This is a genomic window from Nesterenkonia sandarakina (genome assembly GCF_014138825.1).
Taxonomy (GTDB): Bacteria; Actinomycetota; Actinomycetes; order Actinomycetales; family Micrococcaceae; genus Nesterenkonia; species Nesterenkonia sandarakina.
In genome coordinates, this window is sequence record NZ_JACJIH010000001.1 from 1,502,211 (window position 1) to 1,522,157 (window position 19,947).

Here is a 19,947-nt window from a genome sequence, read left to right on the forward strand (position 1 = left end):
AGAGCGGATGGATCATCACCGGAGCGCTGAGCATCGTTGCCCTCGGTGGCACGGCGGCGGTGGCAGGGCTGAGTGGACCGGCCCAGGGTCAAGACCTGGGCCCCGCCATGGAGGTGTCCTCGCCCAGCGGAGCCCCCAGCGCCACCCCGACCACCTCCGCCAGTCCCAGCGGCTCCGAGAGCGAGCAGACCGAGACCGGCGGCACCGCCAGCCCGAGCAGCAGCGCCAGTGCCACCGCGTGGCCGAGCCCGGTCACCGCGGCCACGGCACCGAGCCCCGCGTCTCCCGAGCAGCCCGAGCCTGTGCCCACCTCGGGGCCCACCACGGTCGCCCCGGCACCACCCTCGCAGTACCAGGCCCCCTTGGAGTCTGCACAGTCGTGGTCCAGCCCGGCCTCTGCCCAGAGCTGGTCGGCCCCCTCAGCAGAGAGCTGAGCGCGCGGCGGCTGTCCCAGCACCTGCCATACCCTCGACCCCGCTCCGACGGGCCCCTGGGGGTCAGATCTCGAGACGATACCCAACGCCACGGACCGTGCGGATCGCCTCGGCGCCGATCTTGGCGCGCAGATAGCGAACATAGACATCCACCAGGTTTGAGCCCGGGTCGAAGCTGTAGCCCCAGACCCGCTCCAGTAGCTGCTCCCTGGAGAGCACCTGTCCGGGATGCCGCATGAAGGTCTCGATCAGCGCGAACTCCCGTGAGGACAGGTCGTGCTGCTTCTCTCCCACGGTCACCTGACGGGCATGCAGGTCCAGGATGAGACGGCCCGCGCTCAAAGTCGTCGGCTCCTCGGCCGACCCGCCGCGCAGCCGCAGCCTGATCCTGGCCAGCAGCTCATCGATGCTGAACGGCTTGGCCATGTAGTCATCGGCCCCGGACTCGAGTCCGGCGACGGTATCGGCTGAGGTGCTGCGCGCGGTGAGGATGATCACCGGGGCTCGGAAGCCCTGACCGCGCAGCCTGCCGAGCAGCCGGAGCCCGTCCTCATCGGGCAGCCCCAGGTCCAGCACGGTGAGGTCCACGGAATGATGCAGTGCGAGCTCGAATCCCTCGGCCGCCGTCGCTCCGTGCAGGACCGCGTACCCCGCCGCGCGGAGTCCCTTCTCCACGAAGGACGCGATGCGGGATTCGTCTTCGATCAACAGGATCTGGGTCATGTGCGGCGATCTTCCTCTTTCGGGTCGGCCTCTCGCGGGTCAGCGTCTTTCGGGTCGGCCTCTCTCGGGTCGGCGCCGGGGTCCCGATCAGGCCCGAGAACTTCCGTGCCATCGGTGCCGAGATCTGCCCCGGCCGCGTCCATCCGGGGAAGCACCACCGTGAAGCGGGAACCCGCCCCCGGCGAGGACTCCAGCTCGACGACCCCGTCATGAGCCCGGGCGATTGCCTCGACGATCGGAAGCCCCAGCCCCGATCCTGGTTTGGACGGATCGGTGCGCCCGAAACGTTGGAAGATCCGTTCCTGGTCCGCGACGTCGATCCCCTCTCCCTGATCGCGCACGAAGAGCCGCAGCTGGTGCGCAGCCAGTTCGGTGCCCAGGGCGATCACCGAGCCGGGCGGTGAGAACTTGACCGCGTTCGCCGCGAGCTGCAGCCACGCCTGGGTGAGCCGCTCCCGGTCCACCCAGGCGGTTCCCTCGGCGCGGGTCTCCACGATCCACCGCCGGTCGCCGAGTGCCAGCGCCTTGTCATAGACCTCATCGGTCAGGGTGCCGATATCGGTCTCGGCGCGCTGCACGAAGCCTGGCTGGCCGGCCTGAGCCAGTGTGGTGAGATCGTCGATCACGCGGTTCATCCGCGTCAGCTCATCGAGGGTCAGCTCTCGGGTGGCAGTCACGTCGACGCGGTCTCCGACGTCGAGGACCTCGAGGTGGCCCCGGATGATGGTCAGCGGGGTGCGCAGCTCATGGCTGACGTCGTGGATCAGCCTCTCCTGCGCCGCGAATGAATCCTCCAGCCGATCCAGCATCTGGTTGACGGATTTGGTCATCTCGGAGAGATCATCGTTGCCGGTGACCGGGATCCGCTCGGAGAGGTCCTCGCGCCCGATCTGCCGCGCTGAAGACGCGAGCACGCCCACCGGATGCAGCAGCCGACCCGCGATCACACCCCCGACGATGGCCACCACCCCGAGCGAGAGCAGCGCCACGGCGGCATAGATCACGAACCCCTCGGAGAACACGCGCTTCTCCGCCGTGATGTCATACGCCATCACCAGCGCCCCGACCTGCTCGGCATCGGCTGCGGGATCGGTCGACGTCGACTCCCCCGGCGGCTCCGAGACGCTGCCGTGGACCGGAACGATGGCTGCACGGTAGCTGGTGAGCTCCGTGTCGATCGTGACCACGCTGGCACGCTGAGCCACCGCGTGCGGAGCCAGGGCGCGAAGCAGCTGCTGATCCTCCTCGAGCCGCACCGGGGTCACCGGAGATGTGTACGCGACCTCAGCATCGACCAGGCCGAGGATCCCCTCATTGCGCGTCGGGATGATCCGCTCCATCGCGGTGCGCACCAGCTCCGCCGGCGAGCTGAACGGCTCACCGGTCCCAGGGTCCACACCGACCTCGTGCAGGACCCGGAACTGCTCCGCGTCGGCGGCCAGCTCGGCGTCGATCCGACCCTCGACCTGTGCCTGCTGGATCGCGAACGCGGTATACCCGGCCGCCGCCAGGGCCAGTGCGGCGAGTCCGACGACGGCTGCGAGGATCCGTGCGCGCACGTTGAGCGGACCCGGTCTGCGGGCCCAGAAGCGCCGCGCTCCGGGAGCCCCGTCGGGGCTTCGCGTCCCGGCGTGCTCGGGACGGCTCTGCTCGTTCATAGTCGCCAGTTTCTCACTGAAGCCGCCGGGTTCGGGCACACCGGCCATGAGAGTTCTTTCATCTGGATGCGGGAGGATGACGGCATGGACACGCGCAACGAGCTGCTCACCGTGCTGCGCGGGCCCCAGGCCGAGACCCTGCTGCGGCAGTCCCTCCGCGCCTCCGGGATGCTGCTGCGCACCTGGGAATTGGAACAGGTCTACGCGCGGCCCGGAGCAGAGGTCTCCGCCCGTTACCGTGTGCAGTGCGCCCCGGCAGAGCGTGACAGCGCCCCGGGAGGACTGCCGGGGCTGAGCGAGTTGGCCGAGCCGGCTCAACTGAACGAGCCGGCTGAGCTGAGCAAGCCGACGGAGCTGACCATGATCGCCAGCACTGTGGAGCTGAGCGCCGAGCAGCGCGCGGGCATGGGCGCGGTGCGGGCAGAGTCACCGCAGGGCACGCTGCACCTCTGGGTGCATCCGGTGGATCCCGAGCTGCCCGGGCTGCTGCTCGTAGAACCAGACGGCGAGAAGCCTGCCGAGCGCGCAGCGCCCACCGAACTTCAGGTGCGGCTCAGCCGGGCCCTGGGCGAGCAGTCCACCGTGCAGGAGCTGCAGATGCTGGTGCTGCGACCGCTGCGCCGTGCCGTCTACCGGGCCGTGGTCTCCTCCCCGCGTGGCCAGCGGGTGGTCTACCTCAAGGTGGTCCGACCCTCCCGAGTGGCGCAGCTGCTGCAGCGCCACCGCTGCTCGGGGCTGATTCCGGGAATCGCCGATGCCGGGGACGGCATCCTAATCCTGGACCAGGCGCCTGGGCTTCCCCTGACCGAGCATCTGCACCGGGCCTGCCCACCCGCCCACGTGCATCCGCTGAATCCACGCGTGGCGATCTCGGCGCTGGAGACCCTGCGGCCGGAGGCGCTGGACCTCCCGGCCCGGGTGCCGCCGGCGCACCGACTCGCGGGCCTCGCCGAGTCTGCGATCGCGGTGGGGGCCGATCGGCGACGCGTCCAGCAGCTGTGTGCCGGCATTGAGGCAGCGCTGCGTCAGCCCCCCGGACCGCTCGTGCCCACGCACGGGGACTTTCACCCGGCGAACCTGTTCCTGGACGCGGCGGCAGAGCATCCCAGCGCGCTCATCGACGCTGACACGGTGGGGCCGGGGCATCGCGTCGACGACCTCGCCACCATGCTGGGGCACCTCTTCGCGCTGCCCAGCTTCGACGCCGAGGGATACGCAGGGGTCCCGGATTTCGCCGGGCGCTTCCACACCGCTTGCCTTCCGGACACGGATCCAGACGATCTCCATGCGCGCACCGCCGCGGTGCTGCTCTCACTGCTGCCGGGCACACGCAGCCCCGCACAGCAGAGGCACTACCTGCGCTGTGCTGAGGGGCTGCTGCGCGGGCTCACTCCTGGGGATCTGCTTCGCTGAGCCAGACCTGAGTGGGCCGGATGAACAGCAGCACCAGCGCCACCGCGGCGGGCAGCAGGAAGGCCAGCCCGATCGGACCCGCACCCGAGGAGAAGAAGCTGAAGGAGAGCACCACGATCAGCAGCTGAAGCACCATCGCGGGGGTGCGTGCTCCCTGGGCGCCGAGGAAGATCCGGAACCCGAGCAGCACCAGGATCAGGCCGAAGAGCACGTAGAGCACCACCAGCGCGATCTGACCGGCGGTGTCGAGGACCTCAGGCGGTGAGGCCACCGCCCCGGCGATAGTGCTGAAGGCCACGGCAAGTCCCTGGACGAAGAGGATCAGGAACAGCACCCACACGGTGAGCGGTCGGGGCCGGGCCTGGACGAAGCGCCGCGGCGGACGCGGGGCGTTGAAGTCCGGCTGGACGGAGTCATCTGAGGCCATCTCACCATTGAACCACTGCTGCACCCGGCGCGACGTGAAGCCCCGTCCCCGCCGACGCCACAGCAGCATCGCCCTGACCTGGGGCTTCTCTGATGCCTGAGAAAGCTGTGACAAAGTACACACTGTTTCGGGCCCATTTCGGCGGTGCGAAGTCTTGTTTGCCGGCCGTTAACATGCCAGCCTTGATTGCGTACTTAACCGGGATGGCAGAACACCTCACCCGAGGTCTGGAGTCCTAGAGTCATCCAGGCGCTGCGGAACACCCCCACTGTGGAACATTCTGCCGACTGGAAGCGATATGGCTCCTTGGATTCCACCCTGGAGACACCTGCCCGAGCCGCTCACATTGCGACTCGGTCAAGGATTCCCCGCTGAATGCCCAACGACCCGAACATCGGCGCCCGCGAGGCGCCCTAGGAGTAGTGATCCCATGGATTGGCGCAGCCGAGCAGCCTGCCTGGACAAGGACCCCGAGCTTTTCTTCCCCGTCGGCAACACCGGACCGGCGCTGCTGCAGATCGAAGAGGCCAAGAGCGTCTGCCGGCGGTGCCCCGTGATGGACACCTGCCTGCAGTGGGCCCTGGAGACCGGTCAGGACTCGGGAGTCTGGGGCGGGATGAGCGAGGACGAGCGCCGGGCGCTCAAGCGCCGGGCCGCACGCGCCCGCCGCGCCTCCTGAGGTTCACCCTCCGCTGTTGATCGTCGCGGCGAGGATCGGTGCACGCAGCTTCACCCGTGTCCCGCTCCTCGCCGTTTCTGTGCCCGCAGCATCTTCGGTGACCGCGGCCGCCTCTGCGCCAGCCGCCGCCCCTGTGCCCGCCGCCTCGCCCGAGCGGCCGCCGGCGCTCTCCCACTCGATGGAGCCCGAGAGCTCTCCCCGGACCAGGGTGCGCACGATCTGCAGCCCGAGACCGGGCTCCCACTCCTGCTCGGGCAGCCCCACGCCGTCGTCGGTGAGCTCCAGCTCCAGGCGCTGACGCCCCGCCGCGTCGGCGTGCCGCTGCACGCTCATGCTGACATGCAGCTCGCGATGCGCCGGATCCGGGCCGAAGCCGTGCTCCACCGCGTTGGCGACGATCTCGGTGATCACCAGTGCCAGCGGGGTGACCATGTCCGGCGGCAGCTGCCCGAAGCTGCCGTGCAGCGCCGTGATCACCTGCCGATCCGACTGGGCCATCTCCGCAGCCAGGTGCAGCTGACGGCGCATCAGCTCATCGACGTCAACCGTCTCCTCCAGACCCTTGGAGAGCGAATCGTGGACCATCGCGATGGTCTCCACCCGGCGCATCGCCCGGCGCAGCCCCTCCCGACCCTCCTGGGAGTCCATCCGGCGCGACTGCATCCGCAGCAGCGCCGAGACGGTCTGCAGATTGTTCTTCACCCGATGATGGATCTCCTTGATCGTGGCGTCCTTGCTCATCAGCTGCTTGTCCCGGCGGCGCAGCTCAGTGACGTCACGGCAGAGCACCAGCGCGGCGAAGCGTTCGCCGCCCTTCTCGGACCGGGAGCCCCGACGATCAGCGCCGCCAGCGACTGGTCCGGCACCAGCCAGCGACCTGGAGCCCTGGCGTGAGGCCCGGTAGAGCGGGATCGAGCGCAGCGTCACAGCCGCGCCGTGGGCCTCCAGCTCGGCGCGCATCGCACGGCGTCCGGTGAGCATCATCGGCTGCGACTCATCCACCGCCACCCCGGTGGCGCGCTGCAGCTCGGACCCGATGCCGGCCAGAGAACGTCCTTCCAGGGTGTCCGAGACGCCCAGTCGCAGCAGCGCCGAGACCGCATTGGGCGAGGCGAAGGTGATCCGGCCCTCGGCGTCCAGGCGCAGCAGCCCGTCCCCCACCCGCGGGGCACCCCCGTAGCCGGTGAACTCCTGGCTGACATCGGGCCAGCGACCCTCCGCCACCATCACCAGCAGGTCCTCGGCGCAGCGCCGGTAGGTCAGCTCCAGCCGGGAGGGGCTGCGCATCGCGGCCACCGCGAAGTGCAGCGTGATCACCCCGACCGTGCGCCCCCGGTGCAGCAGCGGGATCGCCTGCACCCGCATCCGCCCCGGCGAGGGCTGCCCCTGATCCGAGGAGTTCGTCTCCACCTGGGAGGTCCAGGCGCGCTCCACCATCGGTTTCAGATCCGCTCGGATCCGATCTCCGACCACATCCCGGTGGATCAGGGTCTGCGTGGTCGATGGCCGAGCCTGCGCCAGCGCGATGAAGGAGCGCTCGGCGGCGGAGAGGAACCCCTCCTCGGTGTGCGGGAACCAAAGCACCACATCCGAGAACGCCAGGTCTGAGAGCAGCTGCCAGTCCCCCACCAGGGCGTGGAGCCACTCCACGTCGTCCTGGGAGAGATGACGGTGTCCGACCAGCGGATCCTGGAAGACGGCCATATCAGGGCTCCTCGGAACTAGAGGTGAGGGAGAGGGTCAGCAGACGACGACGGCTCACGAGTCGATCAGGCCCCGCAGGTGCCGCAGCAGCACGGTCAGTGAGGCGATGTTGTCATCGGCCAGCGCGTCCACCTCGTCCACCAGCTTCTCGGCGCGGGCCAGCTTGGCGCCGTTGGCCTGCTTCCACTGCTCCAGCCGCTGCTCGGGCTCCGCATCCGAGGGGGTCGCCTCGAGCACGGCCCGGGTGATGTCTGCCATCGCCCCATAGAGCTCGTCGCGCTGAGCGCCGCGGGCCAGCGCCTGCCACTTGTCCTGCCGGGGCAGGTTGGTGATCCGGTTCAGCAGCGAGTCTGCGCTGAAGTCGGCGTAGACCGCGTAGTAGACCCCGGCGACCTCCCGGGAGTCCAGCTCCAGGTCCCGGGCCAGGGTGGCGATGTCCAGCAGCGAGAAGGCCTCGAAGAGCTGGGACACCCAGGTGGCCAGCTGCTCGGGCATGCCCGCCTGCAGCGCTTCGGCGTGCAGCTCGTCGACCCGACGGCGGTCCTCCCCGCGCAGATAGCTGGTGAGCTCGCCGTAGAGCGGGGCGATGTGCTCCGCGTAGGTCTCCACATCCTCGCGCACCGAGGTGCCGCGACTGACATGGTTGATGAACCAGCGCACCGCCCGGTCCAGCAGCCGGCGCATGTCCCGGTAGGTGTTCGCCCAGGCATCCCGGTCGAAGCTCACCGGCAGCTCGCGCATGGCGACGTCGAAGTCTTCCAGGGCGAAGAGCTCGCGCACCGCCACGAAGGACCGGACCACCTGCTCCTCCGCGGCGAAGGTCTCTTCGATGGCGCGGAACACGAACGCGGCGCCGCCGACGTTGATCACCTCGTTGGCCAGCACATTGGCGATGATCTCGCGATGCAGCGGGTGCCGGGAGAGCTGATCCTGGAACCGCTCGCGCAGCGCGGCCGGGAAGTAGTGGGCCAGGGTGTCTTCGAACCAGTCGTCGTCGGGCACGGAGTTCTCCACCAGGGCCGACTTGAGCTGGATCTTGGCGTAGGCGGCCAACACCGAGAGCTCCGGGGAGGTGAGGATCCGCTGATCATTGGCCGCGCGCTCGGCGAATCCGTCATCATCCGGGAGCACTTCGAGGTCCCGGTCCAGCCCGACGGTCTCCTCAAGCCAGCTGATCAGCCGCTGGAAGCTCGGTGACCACTCACCCACCCGGTGCCGATCGGTCATCAGCAGGGCGTTCTGGTCCCGGTTGGTCTCCAGCACCAGGGCGGCGACATCCTCGGTCATCGAGCTCAGCAGCTCGCTGCGCTCGGCGGCGTTGAGGTGACCGGAGTCCACCAGCTGATCGATCAGGATCTTGATGTTGACCTCGTGGTCCGAGCAGTCCACCCCTGCGGAGTTATCGATCGCGTCGGTGTTCAGCAGCACCCCGTTCTGGGCTGCCTCGATCCGTCCGGCCTGGGTCAGGCCCAGGTTGCCGCCCTCCCCGACCACCCGGGCGCGCAGCTGCGCGCCGTCGACCCGGATCGCGTTGTTCGCGCGGTCCCCGACCTGCTCGTGGGTCTCGGTGGAGGCCTTCACGTAGGTCCCGATGCCGCCGTTGTAGAAGAGGTCCACCGGCGCCTTCAACAGCGCGTGGATCAGCTCCGGGGGTGTGAGCCGGCTCTGCGACTCCGGCAGGTCGAAGCGTCGACGCATCGCCTCGGTGATCTCGATGGTCTTCGCGGTGCGCGAGAAGACCCCGCCGCCCTCGGAGATCAGCTCCAGGTTGTACTCCCCCCAGCCGGAACGCTGGGCGGTGAAGAGCCGCTGACGCTCCGCGAAGCTGGCGGCGGCGTCGGGGTCCGGGTCGATGAAGATGTGCAGGTGGTTGAACGCGGCGACGAGCCGGATGTGCTCGGAGAGCAGCATCCCATTGCCGAACACATCACCGCCCATGTCCCCGACGCCCATGACGGTGAAGTCCTCCTGCTGGGTGTCCAGGCCGAGTTCGGAGAAGTGCGACTTCACCGATTCCCAGGCGCCCCGGGCGGTGATGCCCATGGCCTTGTGGTCATAGCCCACCGAACCACCGGAGGCGAAGGCGTCGCCGAGCCAGTGCCCGTACTCCTGACTGATCTGGTTCGCAGTGTCGGAGAAGGTCGCGGTGCCCTTGTCCGCGGCGACCACCAGGTAGGCGTCGTCGCCGTCATGGCGCACCACCCGTTCCGGGTGGGTGATCACCATCTGCCCGTCTTGTTCGCTCTGGTTGTCGGTGATGTCCAGCAGGGCGCGGATGAAGACCTTATAGGCCTCCTTGCCGGCCTCGGCCCAGGCCCCGCGGTCCGCGGTCGGGTCCGGCAGCTGCTTGGGGAAGAAGCCTCCCTTGGCCCCGGAGGGGACGATCACCGCGTTCTTGGCCACCTGCGCCTTGACCAGGCCCAGAACCTCGGTGCGGAAGTCCTCGCGGCGGTCGGACCAGCGCAGCCCGCCGCGGGCGACCTTGGCGAAGCGCAGGTGCACGCCCTCGACCTGCGGGGAGTAGACCCAGATCTCGTGCGCCGGGCGCGGGGCGGGCGCGGCGTCGATGGTCGCCGGAGTCAGCTTCAGCGAGAGCCAGTCCCGGTTCTGGTAGAGGTTGGTGCGCGCCGTGGAGTCGATGAGGTTCAGCAGGGCGCTGAGCACCCGGTCGGCGTCCAACGTGCGGACCTGCTCCAGAGCCTCCATGACCCGCTCCCGCGCCGTCGCGCTCTGCGCCTGGCGGTCCCCTTCGAGGTCGGGATCGAATCGGGTCTGGAAGTAGTCCACCAGCGCCAGCGCCATCTCAGGGTTGGCCAGCAGCGAGTCCGCGACGAAGCTGTAGGAGTTGGTGCTGCCGAGCTGACGGTAGTACTTGGCGTAGGCGCGCAGCACGGTGACGTCTCGGATGCTCAGCCCCAGACGCAGCACCAGCTGCGAGAAGACATCGGACTCCGCGCGGCCGATCAGCACCTGCTGATAGGCCTCTTGGAGCAGACCGATGGTGGCCTCCGCGTCGACCGATTCCGGGTAGAACAGTCCCAGGTCGTAGAGATGGAAGGTCGCCCCGTCGGGGCAGTGCAGCGTGTAGGAGCGCTCGTCGAGGACCTCGAGACCGAAGTCATCGATCACCGGGAGGGTGTCGGTGAGCGTCTTGGGCTCGGTGAGGTAGAGCTTGAGCCGCATGTCCGCCGCGCCACCCTCCCCCGAGCGGTAGAAGCTCATCCGCGGCACAGGATGACCCTCGGCGACGGCCGCCTCGAGAGCCTCGAACTGGGCGGCATCGGCCAGCGCGTCCTGGACTTCGTAGAGCACCCGGTAGTCATCCGGGAACGCCTCGCCCCAGCGGGCGGCGACGTCGTGGGCCTGGGACGACGAGTAGCGCTCCCGCGCCTCGGCAGCGATTCCCTCAGACCAGGAGCGCACCGCCCGGGCCAGCCGCTGCTCCAGCTCCTGCACGGTGCCGACGGGCTCTGCGGCGTCGTCGGCGAGGCGGAGCCGGAAGAACACCCGAGCCAGCACCGAGTCGGTGAGCCGGACGTTGAAGTCGATGGATTCCGCCTGGATGTAGTCCAGCAGCTCCTGCTCGATGCGCCGGCGCACCGCAGTGTTGTAACGGTCCCTGGGCAGGTAGACCAGGGCGGTCATGAACCGTCCGTAGTGGTCCTTGCGCAGGAACAGCTTGACCCGGCGCCGCTCCTGGAGCTGCATGATCTGCCAGGTGGCCTGCTCGATCTCATCGATCTCCATCTGCAGCAGCTCGTTGCGCGGATAGGTCTCGAGGATCTGCATCAGGTCGGTGCCGGAGTGGGAGTCCGGGGCGAACCCGGAACGGCGCAGCAGCTGCTCGGCGCGGGAGCGCAGCAGCGGGATGTTCACGATGGATTCGCTGTAGGCCCGCTCGCTGAAGAGCCCGATGAACCGGCGCTCACCCTTGACCGTGCCGTCGGCGTGGAAGGTCTTCACCGCCACATAGTCCATATAGGTGCGTCGGCGCACCGTGGAGCGCGAGTTGGCCTTGGTGATGACCAGGGCGCGGCGCTGTCCGGCGCGCTGCCGGCCGGCGGCGGAGAGCTCGGTGGAGCGCCGGGTGATCGGCTTGCCGTTCTTATCGGCGAGGATCCCCAGGCCGGTCCCGGTGATCGGGTCCAGGTGCACGGAGCCGTCGGGATACTCGGCGAGCTCGTATTCCCGGTAGCCCAGGAACAGGAAGTTCCCGGCGCCCATCCACTGCAGCAGATCGGAGGACTCCTGAGACTCCGGCAGATCGCCGGCCTGCCGCAGCGATCCCCCGGCGTCCTTGACCCGGGCGATCATCCGGTCCTGGTCCCGGTGGCTGACCTCCACGTCATGCAGGATCCGGTGCAGCCCGCTGACCAGGGTCTGCGCGTCCTCCTCCGAGATCACGCGGTCCAGCTCGATGGTGATCCAGGATTCGATCTTGACCAGGTGCTGCTCGTCGAAGATGGCCCTGAGGTTGGGCAGGGTCTGGGTGTCCCCCGAGGACACCCCGCGGTGCTCGGAGGGCAGGGACTTCACCGAGACCAGCCCTCCGTCGCTGGTGCTGCGACTGCTGAGCAGGATCGGGTGCACCACCAGGGAGATGCCGTGGCCGTGCCGGGTCACCTCGGCGGTGACCGAGTCCACCAGGTAGGGCATGTCATCGGTGACGACCTGCACCAGACTCTGACCGCCGACGCCGACCACGTGGACCACCGGGGAGGAGTCGGTCCGGGTCTCAGCCAGCTGAAGGTGCTCCCGCACCCGCTGCTGCTGACGCTCCGCGCTGACCTGCTGGCGGTCCTCGCTGGCGATATGGGCGTAGTAGGCATCGGTCAATGTCTCAAGATCGGCGTCATTGCTGGTCCAAAGAATTGTCTCGGCGGGCATAGGTGCTCTCGCTCTTTCTGCTGATATGAAGTGCGCGCAGACCCGCGCCCAGTAGGGCCGGCTGCGCGTTGCCTGTGCCGCTCAGCCTACCGTCTGCCGCTGCGGAGGAGGCCGCGCCGGCGCACCGGAAGATCGACGCCGGCCAACCGTGCGATGCCCCGGCGCAGCGGCGAGTTCGGAGCCGCCTCGGCCAGGATCTGCCCGGTCAGCAGGGCGGCATCGCAGCCGGCCGGGTCCCAGGGCAGGAACGCCGCGATGGGCGCGGCCGGGCCGATCCGCAGCCAGGTCTGGCTGATCTGGTCCCGCGGGGAGCGGCCTATCACCTCGCTGCGCACCTTGTTGATGACCACCTCCGGCTGGACCCCCGGGACGCCGCCGAGGCTGGGATCAAGGGCCTCGACCGCCTTGACCAGACGCGGAAAGTTCACCGGATCCGCCGCCCCGACGACGAGCAGCCTCTCGGCCAGGCGCAGGCAGGCCAGGGTCGCCGCGTTGCGCTGCGGCGCTGCGGTGTCGAAGCTGAGCTCCTCGTCCTCCTCCACCGGGGCTGCCACGTCTATGATCACATGCTCGTAATGGACACGGACCAGTTCGAGCACCGCGGTGAGGCTGCGCTCCCGCAGCTCCGGCCAGCGCTGGGAGCGTGGGAGCCCGGAGAGCAGGTCCAGCCGGACGCCGCCGATCTGGACCACCGTGGTGGCGGCGTGCAGCGCGGCGACGTCGAGCCTGCCCAGGTCAGCGGCTCGGCAGACCCGTGCCAGGCCGGCGGTCTCCTCCATGAGACCCAGCTGGGCCACCAGCGAAGCCGCCACCGTATCGGCGTCGAGCAGCAGCACTGAGCTCCCGTGCAGGGCCAGCTCGGCGGCAAGGTTCACCGCCACGGTGCTGCGCCCGGGACTGCCCGGGGCACCCCAGACCACAGTGATGCCACCGGCGCTGCCGGACCCGCTCCCCGACGCCGCATCGTGGAGATCCCCGAGCCCCACCGCGGTTCTGGTCTGGGTGGTCTCTGCTGCCTCAGCCGTCTCTGTCGCCGCGGCCGCTCCTGCTGATGTTGGGGTCTCGGCTGGAGTCGCGGTCTCGGCTGGCGCAGCATTGCGACCCTCAGCCCTCGCGTCTCGGCGCGCCGCGGGGCTGGGCCGTTCTGGAAGGAACGGTGCTGGGCTGGATTGTTCTGGGCTCGGCTGTTCTGGGCTCGGGAGTTCACGGCGGTGGTGCACCTGGGCTGCGGCATAGGGGAAACCGTTGCTGTGACCCGGCGTGGGACCGGCCGAACCCGGATCCGCGTCTTCGGCTGCCTGGACTCCCCTCAGGGCCAGTGCCAGATCCGAGGCGCTGACCTCGTCGGGGAAGCTGCGCACACCAAGTCGCTGCAGGCGCCCCCGCTCCTGGGCGATGTGCGAGATGACGACGACGTTCCGACCCTCCCCCTGGAGCTCGTGGAGCACCGTGGCTGTGAGCTGATCGGTGTCCCCGATGATCAGCGCGGCGTCGGCTCGGCCCGCGCGGCACACCGCGATCAGCTCGGGCAGGTCAGCGCAGCGACGATCGATCGAGACCGGGCCCTGCAGCCCTTCTACTGCGGCGATGTGGTCCACACCGAGTCGACCCATGGTGACCACGGAGCATCTGCTCATCTAGGTCTCGTCCTCCGGGTCTGGGTCCGAATCCGGGTCCGAATCTGAGTCTGAATCTGGGTCGGAGTCCGGATCTGGATCCGATTCCACTGCTGGTTCTGGGTCCGGCTCCCCCGCAGCCCCGGCCGGGACCACCGACAGCGTGGATGCAGAGCTGGTGGCGCCCAACAGCGCAGGCAGCTCCTCAGGGTCCACCAGCAGCTCGACGGTGACCCGCTCCTGCGTGCCGAAGGTGGTGTTGGACTCGGTGATCTCCGAGACCTGGGCGCCTGCGGCGAGCTGCTCGACCGCGACCTCTTCCTGTGCGCCCAGCGCTCCGGCGTCTGCGGCCCAGACGTCGACCAGTCGACCTGGCTCCACGCCCCTGGCGAGGGTGTGCTCCACCGTGATCGTCATCGCCTGACGTCCCTGCGGATCATCCTCGGCCACAGCACGGCGAGGGATCAGCTCTCCCTCATCGACCATGGCGATGAGCTCGGCGTCCTCCGGCAGTGCACCGCTGGCAGGGAGGTATGCCTCGGAAAGCTCATCGATCTGCACCTGGACCACGCGGAGGTCCTCCACGGAGAGCCGGTCCCCCACGGCGAGCAGCCGGTCTGCCGCGTAGACCGGGGTGGTGCGGTTCTGTGTGGTCACCAGGGCGATCACACCAGAGACGGAGAGCGCCACGATCAGCACCCCGACGAGCAGCCGCGGATCCCGCCAGCTCGGTGCGCGCAGCCGCTGGGCTGCAGGCCCGGGCCGCGACGCGGCGGAGTGCGGCGGCTGCGGCCTGGAATCGGGGCTCCGCGTGGACTGGGGCTCAGGCATGGTGTCTCCCTGGCTGACGGCCCGCCGTCACGGGCGCACAGGCATCAGCGTAGATACCGGCTCCTCAGAAGACAACGGGTCCGGTGAAATCTGTGCAAAAGGCCGATCACATCTCCGGGGTGCAGAACTCTGGCCTCAGGACTCAGACGTGGAAGAATGGGAGAAACGACACCAAACGACACGTCGAAACACGGAGGATCACGATGCGACGGTTCCTGACCCTGCCTGATGTGGCGGAGGCGTTGAACATCTCCATGTCGCAGACCCGCGCCCTCATCAAGACCGGGGACCTGGAGGGGATTCAGATCGGGGGTCGCGGTCAGTGGCGGGTCGAGGAGGCCAAGCTCGACGAGTACATCGAGCGCCAGTACGCGGCGCAGCGCGAATCCCGCTCTGCAATCGCCTCCACCCCCGCACCGGGGACACCGCAAGAACACACCCCGCGCACCACCGCGTCCTGAGTCGGGGGCCCGACTAGTCCAGATCAGGCCCCTCGCCGCGGAACCATGCCACGGCGTGCAGCGGGATGGTGCGTGCCGCGCGCCCGGCGTCGGCCCGACTCCTCCCTTCCGCACTCACCGGCACGATGTCGACGAAGTCCCGACCGGCGGTCGCGATCAGCCCCGCGGCCAGAAGCCCGTGCACCCCGATCACGCTGACCTGCGCCCGATCCCGGGCCAAGCTGCGCAGAGGCGCCATGATGCCCAGACGTCGTCGGGCCGCGCTGGGTTCGCTCCGGGCCGCCGCGCGAGCCATTCCCTCGACCGCGAGGATGCTCCTCAGCGGCACCAGGACGCTGTGCTGCGGGAGAGCGCCCGAGAGCCAGTCAGAACCGACCGCCTCGATCCGCACATCGAGCCGCTGACCACCCCAGACATGTAGGCCCAGCTCTCGATGCCGATGCGCGCGCAGACGCTCGGCGAACTCCACCCGAGACGCTTCAAGCCGGGATGCCTCGGCCAGCGCTGCATTGAACTCAGCGGTCTGCGCCGCCTCCAGCTGCGTCTCGAGATCGGCAAAGAGTGCTTCCCAGCGCATTTCGGTCTCACCTCCGCGACTTGCTGCCTGGGCTGAGGCTACAGGACTCCTCCCGAACCCCCTTGAAGACCCGGGACAACTCGGTACACTCTAAATACACCCAGTGATATCAAACAGCACTAAAAAACTCGGGATGGGTCCCATGGATATGACCAGAACACCAGCTGACACTTCGACGTCGAGCGGCTTCGTCTCGGAGACCCGGCTCAGAGACCTGCTGCTGAGCATCGCGCTCATCGGGAGCGGACCCGCGCTGTGGCACTTCGGCACTATGATCCTCGCGGGGCAGCCCGATCTCGAGGGATCCTTTGCGCGGCTGCAGCACCAGCACGGCATCGATGCCGCGGAGACGGCACTCGGGCTCCTCGCTGCCGCGGCGGGACTGTGCGTCAGCGGCGCCACCACCGTCGCGGTGCTCGCGGTCCTGGCTCAGCAGCTTGCCCAGCGGTGCGGTGCCTGGAAGCTGGAACGACGGCTGGCGCTCTTCAGTCCTGAGTTCATGCGCCGCAGCGCTGCACTGGTGGTGGCCGCGGGGGTGGGACTGAGCAGTGTGGCGGCCGAGGCCTGGCCCCGATCCACTACGACCGAAACCGGGCAGGGCATCGGGGTTGCAGACTCGGTGCTGTTCGACCCCGCCGCGCCGGGTGAGGTGACCCGGCCGGGACCCACCCGGCCCGTGATGACTGAGCCCGGCGTGGCGTCTGAGATCCGCACCGCGTCTGAGATCCGGACCGCGCCTGAGGTGAGCCATGCGCCTGAAGACGATCGCCACCTTGACCCGGAGCGGCGGGCCGACTCGACACAGCCGCCGTCGGGCCTGTTCACCCCCGAGCTGCCCGGTGCCGAGCGGCTTCAGGGCCTGCCGCAGCGTGACACCTCGGCACCGGAGCAGATCGTGGTGCGCCTTGGGGATTCGCTGTGGGACATCGCCGCGGACCACCTGGGCCCAGACGCCACCGATTGGGAGATCGCAGCAAGCTGGCCCAGGTGGCACGCAGTGAACCGCGACCGGATCGGCGCCGATCCCGGCATCATCCTGCCGGGAATGATCCTGACCGTCCCGGGCAGCTGACGACGGCCTCACAAGCACAGGAACCAGCACCAGCACCAGCACCAGCACCAGCACCAGCACCAGAGCATTCGACCCACAGGGAGAGATCATGTCCGTCAGTCCAGCCGAACCGCAGCCCTACTCGTCTCCCGGCTCTCGCGGCGCAGCCCAGGAGGATCCCATGGCGGCGCTGCGCGCCTTCCTCGACGGTGACCCCCAGCTGACCGGGCGCACCACGGTGGTCGCGGCCCCGGGGTCGTCGTGGCGACGAGAGGCTCCCGCCGCTGCATCGCCTTATCGGCTCCGCAGAGAGGATGAGGTTCCGGCACTGATCCGCCGACTGCGCGGAGAACGCGAGCCCGCGGCGGCCCGTCGACCCCCGGGTGAGCCACCCACCACACTGGCCACCTATCGCGAGGAGCACCGCCAGATCTGCGCGATCGCACGCATCGTCTGCCAGGTGACAACAGAGGTGCTGCAGGGTCTGCGCCCGGCCAGGCAGCTGCAGCGGTGGCTGGATCTCGAGGTGCAGAACAAGGTGGCAGAGCGCGCCGTGCTGCTGGCTGAGACCCGCAGACGCGCGGACGCGACCCCGGACCCTGCGGCGCGATCCCGGCAGGCGTCGCCGAGGACGATCCCCCGTCCCCAGCCGTTGACCTTCGGGCATCTGCGCGCCGAACGCGTCACCCGCGGCGCCTGGGAGGTCTCGGTGGTGTTCGGAGACGGCCGCCGGATCCGGGCCTGCGCGCTGCGACTCGAAGCCCACCGGCGGCGCTGGCGCGTCGTCGCGATGGAGCTGGGATGAGCCGCCTGCTCCGGGCTCAGCCCTGGGTGGCGGTGGTGTCCTGGAGTCCGGGAACGCGAAGCCGCTGGCCGGCGGCGAACATCCGACCGTCCTTGACTCCGGGCAGGTTCGGAGTGGCCGTCTCGGGAGCCTTCGCGGTGACCTCGGCGCTGAAGAGCAGCCGCACCGAGTCCTCACGGACACTGTCGGCCATGGTCTGGAAGAGCAGGAACCCTTCGCGCTGGTACTCCACCAGCGGGTCACGCTGAGCCATGGAGCGCAGCCCGATCCCGGATTTCAGGTAGTCCATCTCGTAGAGATGCTCCTGCCATTTCTCATCGATCACGCTGAGCAGGACCCGGCGCTCGAGCTGACGGATCGCGGTCTCGCCGATCTCAGCAGCCTTGGCCTCGTAGGCGACCTTGGCGTCGGAGATCAGCTCCCGCTTGAGCATCTTGGTGTTGAGCTGATCGATGCCGCCTGCTTCTTCGACCAGATCCTCGATGCTCAGCGACACCGGGTAGAGCGACTTCAGCTCCTCCCAGAGCGCCTCCAGATCCCAGTCCTCCGAGGAGGAGGCGGTGGTCTTCTCCTCGATCATCAGGCTCACCGCATCCTCGATGAAGTGCTGCACCTTCTCGTGGACGTCGTCGCCCTCAAGGATCCGGCGCCGGTCGGAGTAGATGGCCTGGCGCTGGCGGTTCATCACGTCGTCGTACTTGAGCACGTTCTTGCGGGTCTCGGTGTTCTGACCCTCACGCTGCTGCTGGGCGTTGGCGATCGCGGAGGACACGAACTTGTGCTCCACCGGGATCTCGTCGTCCATGGCCTTGGAGTTCATGATGCGGGCCGCAGCGGCCTGGTTGAAGAGGCGCATCAGGTCATCGGTCAAAGAGATGTAGAACCGGGACTCCCCGGGGTCACCCTGGCGCCCGGAACGTCCGCGCAGCTGGTTGTCGATGCGACGGGACTGGTGCCGCTCGGTGCCCAGCACATAGAGCCCACCCAGCTCACGGACCTCATCACCCTCGGACTTGGTCTCGGCCTTGGCCTTGTCGAAGACCTCGTCCCACCGCGCCTCGTAGGCCTCTGCGTCCTCCACCGGGTCCAGTCCCAGCTTCTCCATCTCGCGGACCGCGTTGAACTCGGCGTTGCCGCCGAGCATGATGTCGGTGCCTCGGCCTGCCATGTTCGTGGCCACGGTGACCGCACCCTTGCGGCCGGCCTGGGCGACGATCGCGGCTTCATGCTCGTGGTTCTTCGCGTTGAGCACCTCGTGGCGGATGCCGGCCTGGGCGAGCTTCTTGGAGAGGTACTCCGACTTCTCCACTGACTCGCTGCCCACCAGAATGGGCTGGCCCTTCTCGTGGCGCTCCACGATGTCCTTGATCACCGCATCGAACTTCACGACCTCGTTCTTATAGACCAGGTCGTTGTGGTCCACGCGCTGCCGAGTACGATTCGACGGGATCGGGACCACGCCGAGCTTATAGGTGGACATGAACTCGCCGGCCTCGGTCTCGGCCGTGCCGGTCATCCCGGAGATCTTCTCGTAGCTGCGGAAGTAGTTCTGCAGCGTCACCGTGGCTCGGGTCTGGTTCTCCGGCTTGACCCGGACCTGTTCCTTGGCCTCGATGGCCTGGTGCAGCCCCTCGTTGTAGCGGCGGCCCTTGAGGATGCGTCCGGTGTGCTCATCGACGATGTGCACCTCGCCCTGGGAAACCACGTAGTCGGTGTCTCGACGGTAGAGCTCCTTGGCGCGGATCGCATTGTTGAGGTACTGGATCAGGGTGGTGTTCTGAGTCTCGTAGAGGTTCTCGATGCCGAGATAGTCCTCGACCTTGTCGATCCCGGATTCCAGGACGCCGACCGTGCGCTTCTTCTCGTCGACCTCATAGTCCTCGTCGATGTGCAGCTTCTTCACCAGGGTCGCGAAGTCGGTGTACCAGCGCGAGATGTCTCCGGAGGCCGCGCCCGAGATGATCAGCGGGGTGCGGGCCTCGTCGATGAGGATCGAGTCGATCTCATCGATGATCGCGTAGTGGTGCTCACGCTGGACCAGATCGTCCAGGGACTGCGCCATGTTGTCGCGCAGGAAGTCGAAGCCGAATTCGTTGTTGGTGCCGTAGGTGATGTCCGCGGCGTAGGCCTCGCGGCGCGCGGCGGGCTTCAGATCGTTGGTGATGGTCCCGACGGTGAGTCCCAGGAAGCGGTAGACGCGTCCCATCAGATCCGCCTGGTACTTCGCGAGGTAGTCGTTGACGGTGACCACGTGGACGCCCTTGCCGGTGAGCGCGTTCAGATACGCCGGCGCCGTGGCCACCAGGGTCTTGCCCTCACCGGTGCCCATCTCCGCGATGTCTCCCAGGTGCAGAGCCGCGCCGCCCATCAGCTGCACGTCGTAGTGCCGCTGACCCAGCGTGCGGTCTGCCGCCTCACGCACCGTGGCGAAGGCCTCGGGCAGCAGGGAGTTCAGCGACTCGCCGTCGCGCAGCCGCTCACGGAATCGCTCGGTCTCGGCGCGAAGCTCGGCGTCGCTGAGTTCCTTGAACTCGTCCTCCAGGAGGTTCACGGCATCCGCATAGGAGCTCAGTGTCCTGAGGACCTTCTTCTCCCCGGTCTTGAGGATTCGTTCAAGCAGAGTGGGCACAGCCAGTTCTCCATCAGTGTCTACTGGTTCGGCGGAGACCCACGATAGGCAT

General features: G+C 68.4%; 15 protein-coding genes. 5 read left to right on the forward strand and 10 right to left on the reverse strand.

Annotated features, from left to right (window positions below; all coding sequences use genetic code 11):
- Positions 1-88: 88 nt before the first annotated feature.
- The 3 genes from HNR24_RS06835 to HNR24_RS06845 are packed head-to-tail and all read right to left on the reverse strand — an operon-like array spanning position 89 to position 2,815.
- A complete protein-coding gene (locus tag HNR24_RS06835) occupies positions 89-457 on the reverse strand; it encodes a hypothetical protein (protein ID WP_058888458.1) in 369 nt (122 codons plus the stop codon).
- Between the two features lie 40 nt (positions 458-497).
- Positions 498-1,157: a response regulator transcription factor gene (locus tag HNR24_RS06840; protein WP_058888457.1), complete on the reverse strand. Its 660-nt coding sequence runs from the start codon at positions 1,155-1,157 to the stop codon at positions 498-500.
- A complete protein-coding gene (locus HNR24_RS06845; RefSeq protein WP_182495394.1) occupies positions 1,154-2,815 on the reverse strand; it encodes a sensor histidine kinase in 1,662 nt (553 codons plus the stop codon). The genes HNR24_RS06840 and HNR24_RS06845 overlap by 4 nt, the downstream gene beginning before the upstream one ends.
- A gap of 84 nt (positions 2,816-2,899) precedes the next feature.
- On the opposite strand from HNR24_RS06845, the gene HNR24_RS06850 reads away from it, so the two are divergent.
- On the forward strand, positions 2,900-4,228 hold the full coding sequence (locus HNR24_RS06850; RefSeq protein WP_182495395.1) for a phosphotransferase: 1,329 nt from the start codon (positions 2,900-2,902) through the stop codon (positions 4,226-4,228).
- On the opposite strand, the gene HNR24_RS06855 is transcribed toward HNR24_RS06850, so the two are convergent.
- A complete protein-coding gene (locus HNR24_RS06855) occupies positions 4,203-4,655 on the reverse strand; it encodes a hypothetical protein (RefSeq protein ID WP_182495396.1) in 453 nt (150 codons plus the stop codon). The genes HNR24_RS06850 and HNR24_RS06855 overlap by 26 nt on opposite strands.
- A gap of 430 nt (positions 4,656-5,085) precedes the next feature.
- On the opposite strand from HNR24_RS06855, the gene HNR24_RS06860 reads away from it, so the two are divergent.
- The gene (locus tag HNR24_RS06860; protein ID WP_036474112.1) at positions 5,086-5,334 is read left to right on the forward strand and encodes a WhiB family transcriptional regulator; all 249 of its coding nucleotides are present in this window, start codon (positions 5,086-5,088) and stop codon (positions 5,332-5,334) included.
- 3 nt (positions 5,335-5,337) lie between these two features.
- Here the strand turns inward: HNR24_RS06860 and HNR24_RS06865 are convergent, their stop codons facing one another.
- The 4 genes from HNR24_RS06865 to HNR24_RS06880 all read right to left on the reverse strand — a co-directional run bounded on the left by HNR24_RS06865 (position 5,338) and on the right by HNR24_RS06880 (position 14,372).
- Positions 5,338-7,038 (reverse strand): sensor histidine kinase, encoded by a 1,701-nt coding sequence (locus HNR24_RS06865; RefSeq protein WP_083504779.1) that lies wholly within the window; start codon positions 7,036-7,038, stop codon positions 5,338-5,340.
- Positions 7,039-7,092: 54 nt separating this feature from the next.
- Positions 7,093-11,925: an NAD-glutamate dehydrogenase gene (locus HNR24_RS06870; RefSeq protein WP_083504778.1), complete on the reverse strand. Its 4,833-nt coding sequence runs from the start codon at positions 11,923-11,925 to the stop codon at positions 7,093-7,095.
- Positions 11,926-12,011: 86 nt separating this feature from the next.
- A complete protein-coding gene (locus tag HNR24_RS06875; RefSeq protein WP_058888453.1) occupies positions 12,012-13,562 on the reverse strand; it encodes a CpaE/TadZ family protein in 1,551 nt (516 codons plus the stop codon).
- Positions 13,563-14,372, reverse strand: coding sequence for a hypothetical protein (locus tag HNR24_RS06880; protein ID WP_058888452.1), 810 nt, complete (start codon positions 14,370-14,372; stop codon positions 13,563-13,565).
- Between the two features lie 203 nt (positions 14,373-14,575).
- Between HNR24_RS06880 and HNR24_RS06885 the strand changes: the two genes are divergently transcribed.
- Positions 14,576-14,833, forward strand: coding sequence for a helix-turn-helix domain-containing protein (locus HNR24_RS06885; RefSeq protein ID WP_058888451.1), 258 nt, complete (start codon positions 14,576-14,578; stop codon positions 14,831-14,833).
- A 13-nt stretch (positions 14,834-14,846) separates the two neighbouring features.
- On the opposite strand, the gene HNR24_RS06890 is transcribed toward HNR24_RS06885, so the two are convergent.
- Positions 14,847-15,410 (reverse strand): hypothetical protein, encoded by a 564-nt coding sequence (locus HNR24_RS06890; protein ID WP_058888450.1) that lies wholly within the window; start codon positions 15,408-15,410, stop codon positions 14,847-14,849.
- A gap of 148 nt (positions 15,411-15,558) precedes the next feature.
- Between HNR24_RS06890 and HNR24_RS06895 the strand changes: the two genes are divergently transcribed.
- Positions 15,559-16,482, forward strand: a complete 924-nt coding sequence (locus HNR24_RS06895) for a LysM peptidoglycan-binding domain-containing protein (protein ID WP_058888449.1) — start codon at positions 15,559-15,561, stop codon at positions 16,480-16,482.
- Between the two features lie 88 nt (positions 16,483-16,570).
- Positions 16,571-17,266 carry an Rv3235 family protein gene (locus HNR24_RS06900; RefSeq protein ID WP_182495397.1) on the forward strand — a complete coding sequence of 232 codons (696 nt, stop codon included), beginning with the start codon at positions 16,571-16,573 and terminating at the stop codon, positions 17,264-17,266.
- 16 nt (positions 17,267-17,282) lie between these two features.
- Here HNR24_RS06900 and secA read toward each other — a convergent pair whose 3' ends face one another.
- A complete protein-coding gene (gene secA / locus HNR24_RS06905; protein WP_083504777.1) occupies positions 17,283-19,895 on the reverse strand; it encodes a preprotein translocase subunit SecA in 2,613 nt (870 codons plus the stop codon).
- Positions 19,896-19,947 lie beyond the last annotated feature (52 nt).

Bases quoted from the DNA above. Each gene is read 5' to 3' on its own strand.
- HNR24_RS06865 (WP_083504779.1), bottom strand. From the start codon at position 7,038: ATGGCCGTCTTCCAGGATCCGCTGGTCGGACACCGTCATCTCTCCCAG.
- HNR24_RS06885 (WP_058888451.1), top strand. From the start codon at position 14,576: ATGCGACGGTTCCTGACCCTGCCTGATGTGGCGGAGGCGTTGAACATC.
- HNR24_RS06875 (WP_058888453.1), bottom strand. From the start codon at position 13,562: ATGAGCAGATGCTCCGTGGTCACCATGGGTCGACTCGGTGTGGACCAC.
- HNR24_RS06900 (WP_182495397.1), top strand. From the start codon at position 16,571: ATGTCCGTCAGTCCAGCCGAACCGCAGCCCTACTCGTCTCCCGGCTCT.
- HNR24_RS06840 (WP_058888457.1), bottom strand. From the start codon at position 1,157: ATGACCCAGATCCTGTTGATCGAAGACGAATCCCGCATCGCGTCCTTC.
- HNR24_RS06855 (WP_182495396.1), bottom strand. From the start codon at position 4,655: ATGGCCTCAGATGACTCCGTCCAGCCGGACTTCAACGCCCCGCGTCCG.
- HNR24_RS06895 (WP_058888449.1), top strand. From the start codon at position 15,559: ATGACCAGAACACCAGCTGACACTTCGACGTCGAGCGGCTTCGTCTCG.
- HNR24_RS06870 (WP_083504778.1), bottom strand. From the start codon at position 11,925: ATGCCCGCCGAGACAATTCTTTGGACCAGCAATGACGCCGATCTTGAG.
- HNR24_RS06850 (WP_182495395.1), top strand. From the start codon at position 2,900: ATGGACACGCGCAACGAGCTGCTCACCGTGCTGCGCGGGCCCCAGGCC.
- HNR24_RS06890 (WP_058888450.1), bottom strand. From the start codon at position 15,410: ATGCGCTGGGAAGCACTCTTTGCCGATCTCGAGACGCAGCTGGAGGCG.
- HNR24_RS06860 (WP_036474112.1), top strand. From the start codon at position 5,086: ATGGATTGGCGCAGCCGAGCAGCCTGCCTGGACAAGGACCCCGAGCTT.
- HNR24_RS06845 (WP_182495394.1), bottom strand. From the start codon at position 2,815: ATGAACGAGCAGAGCCGTCCCGAGCACGCCGGGACGCGAAGCCCCGAC.
- HNR24_RS06880 (WP_058888452.1), bottom strand. From the start codon at position 14,372: ATGCCTGAGCCCCAGTCCACGCGGAGCCCCGATTCCAGGCCGCAGCCG.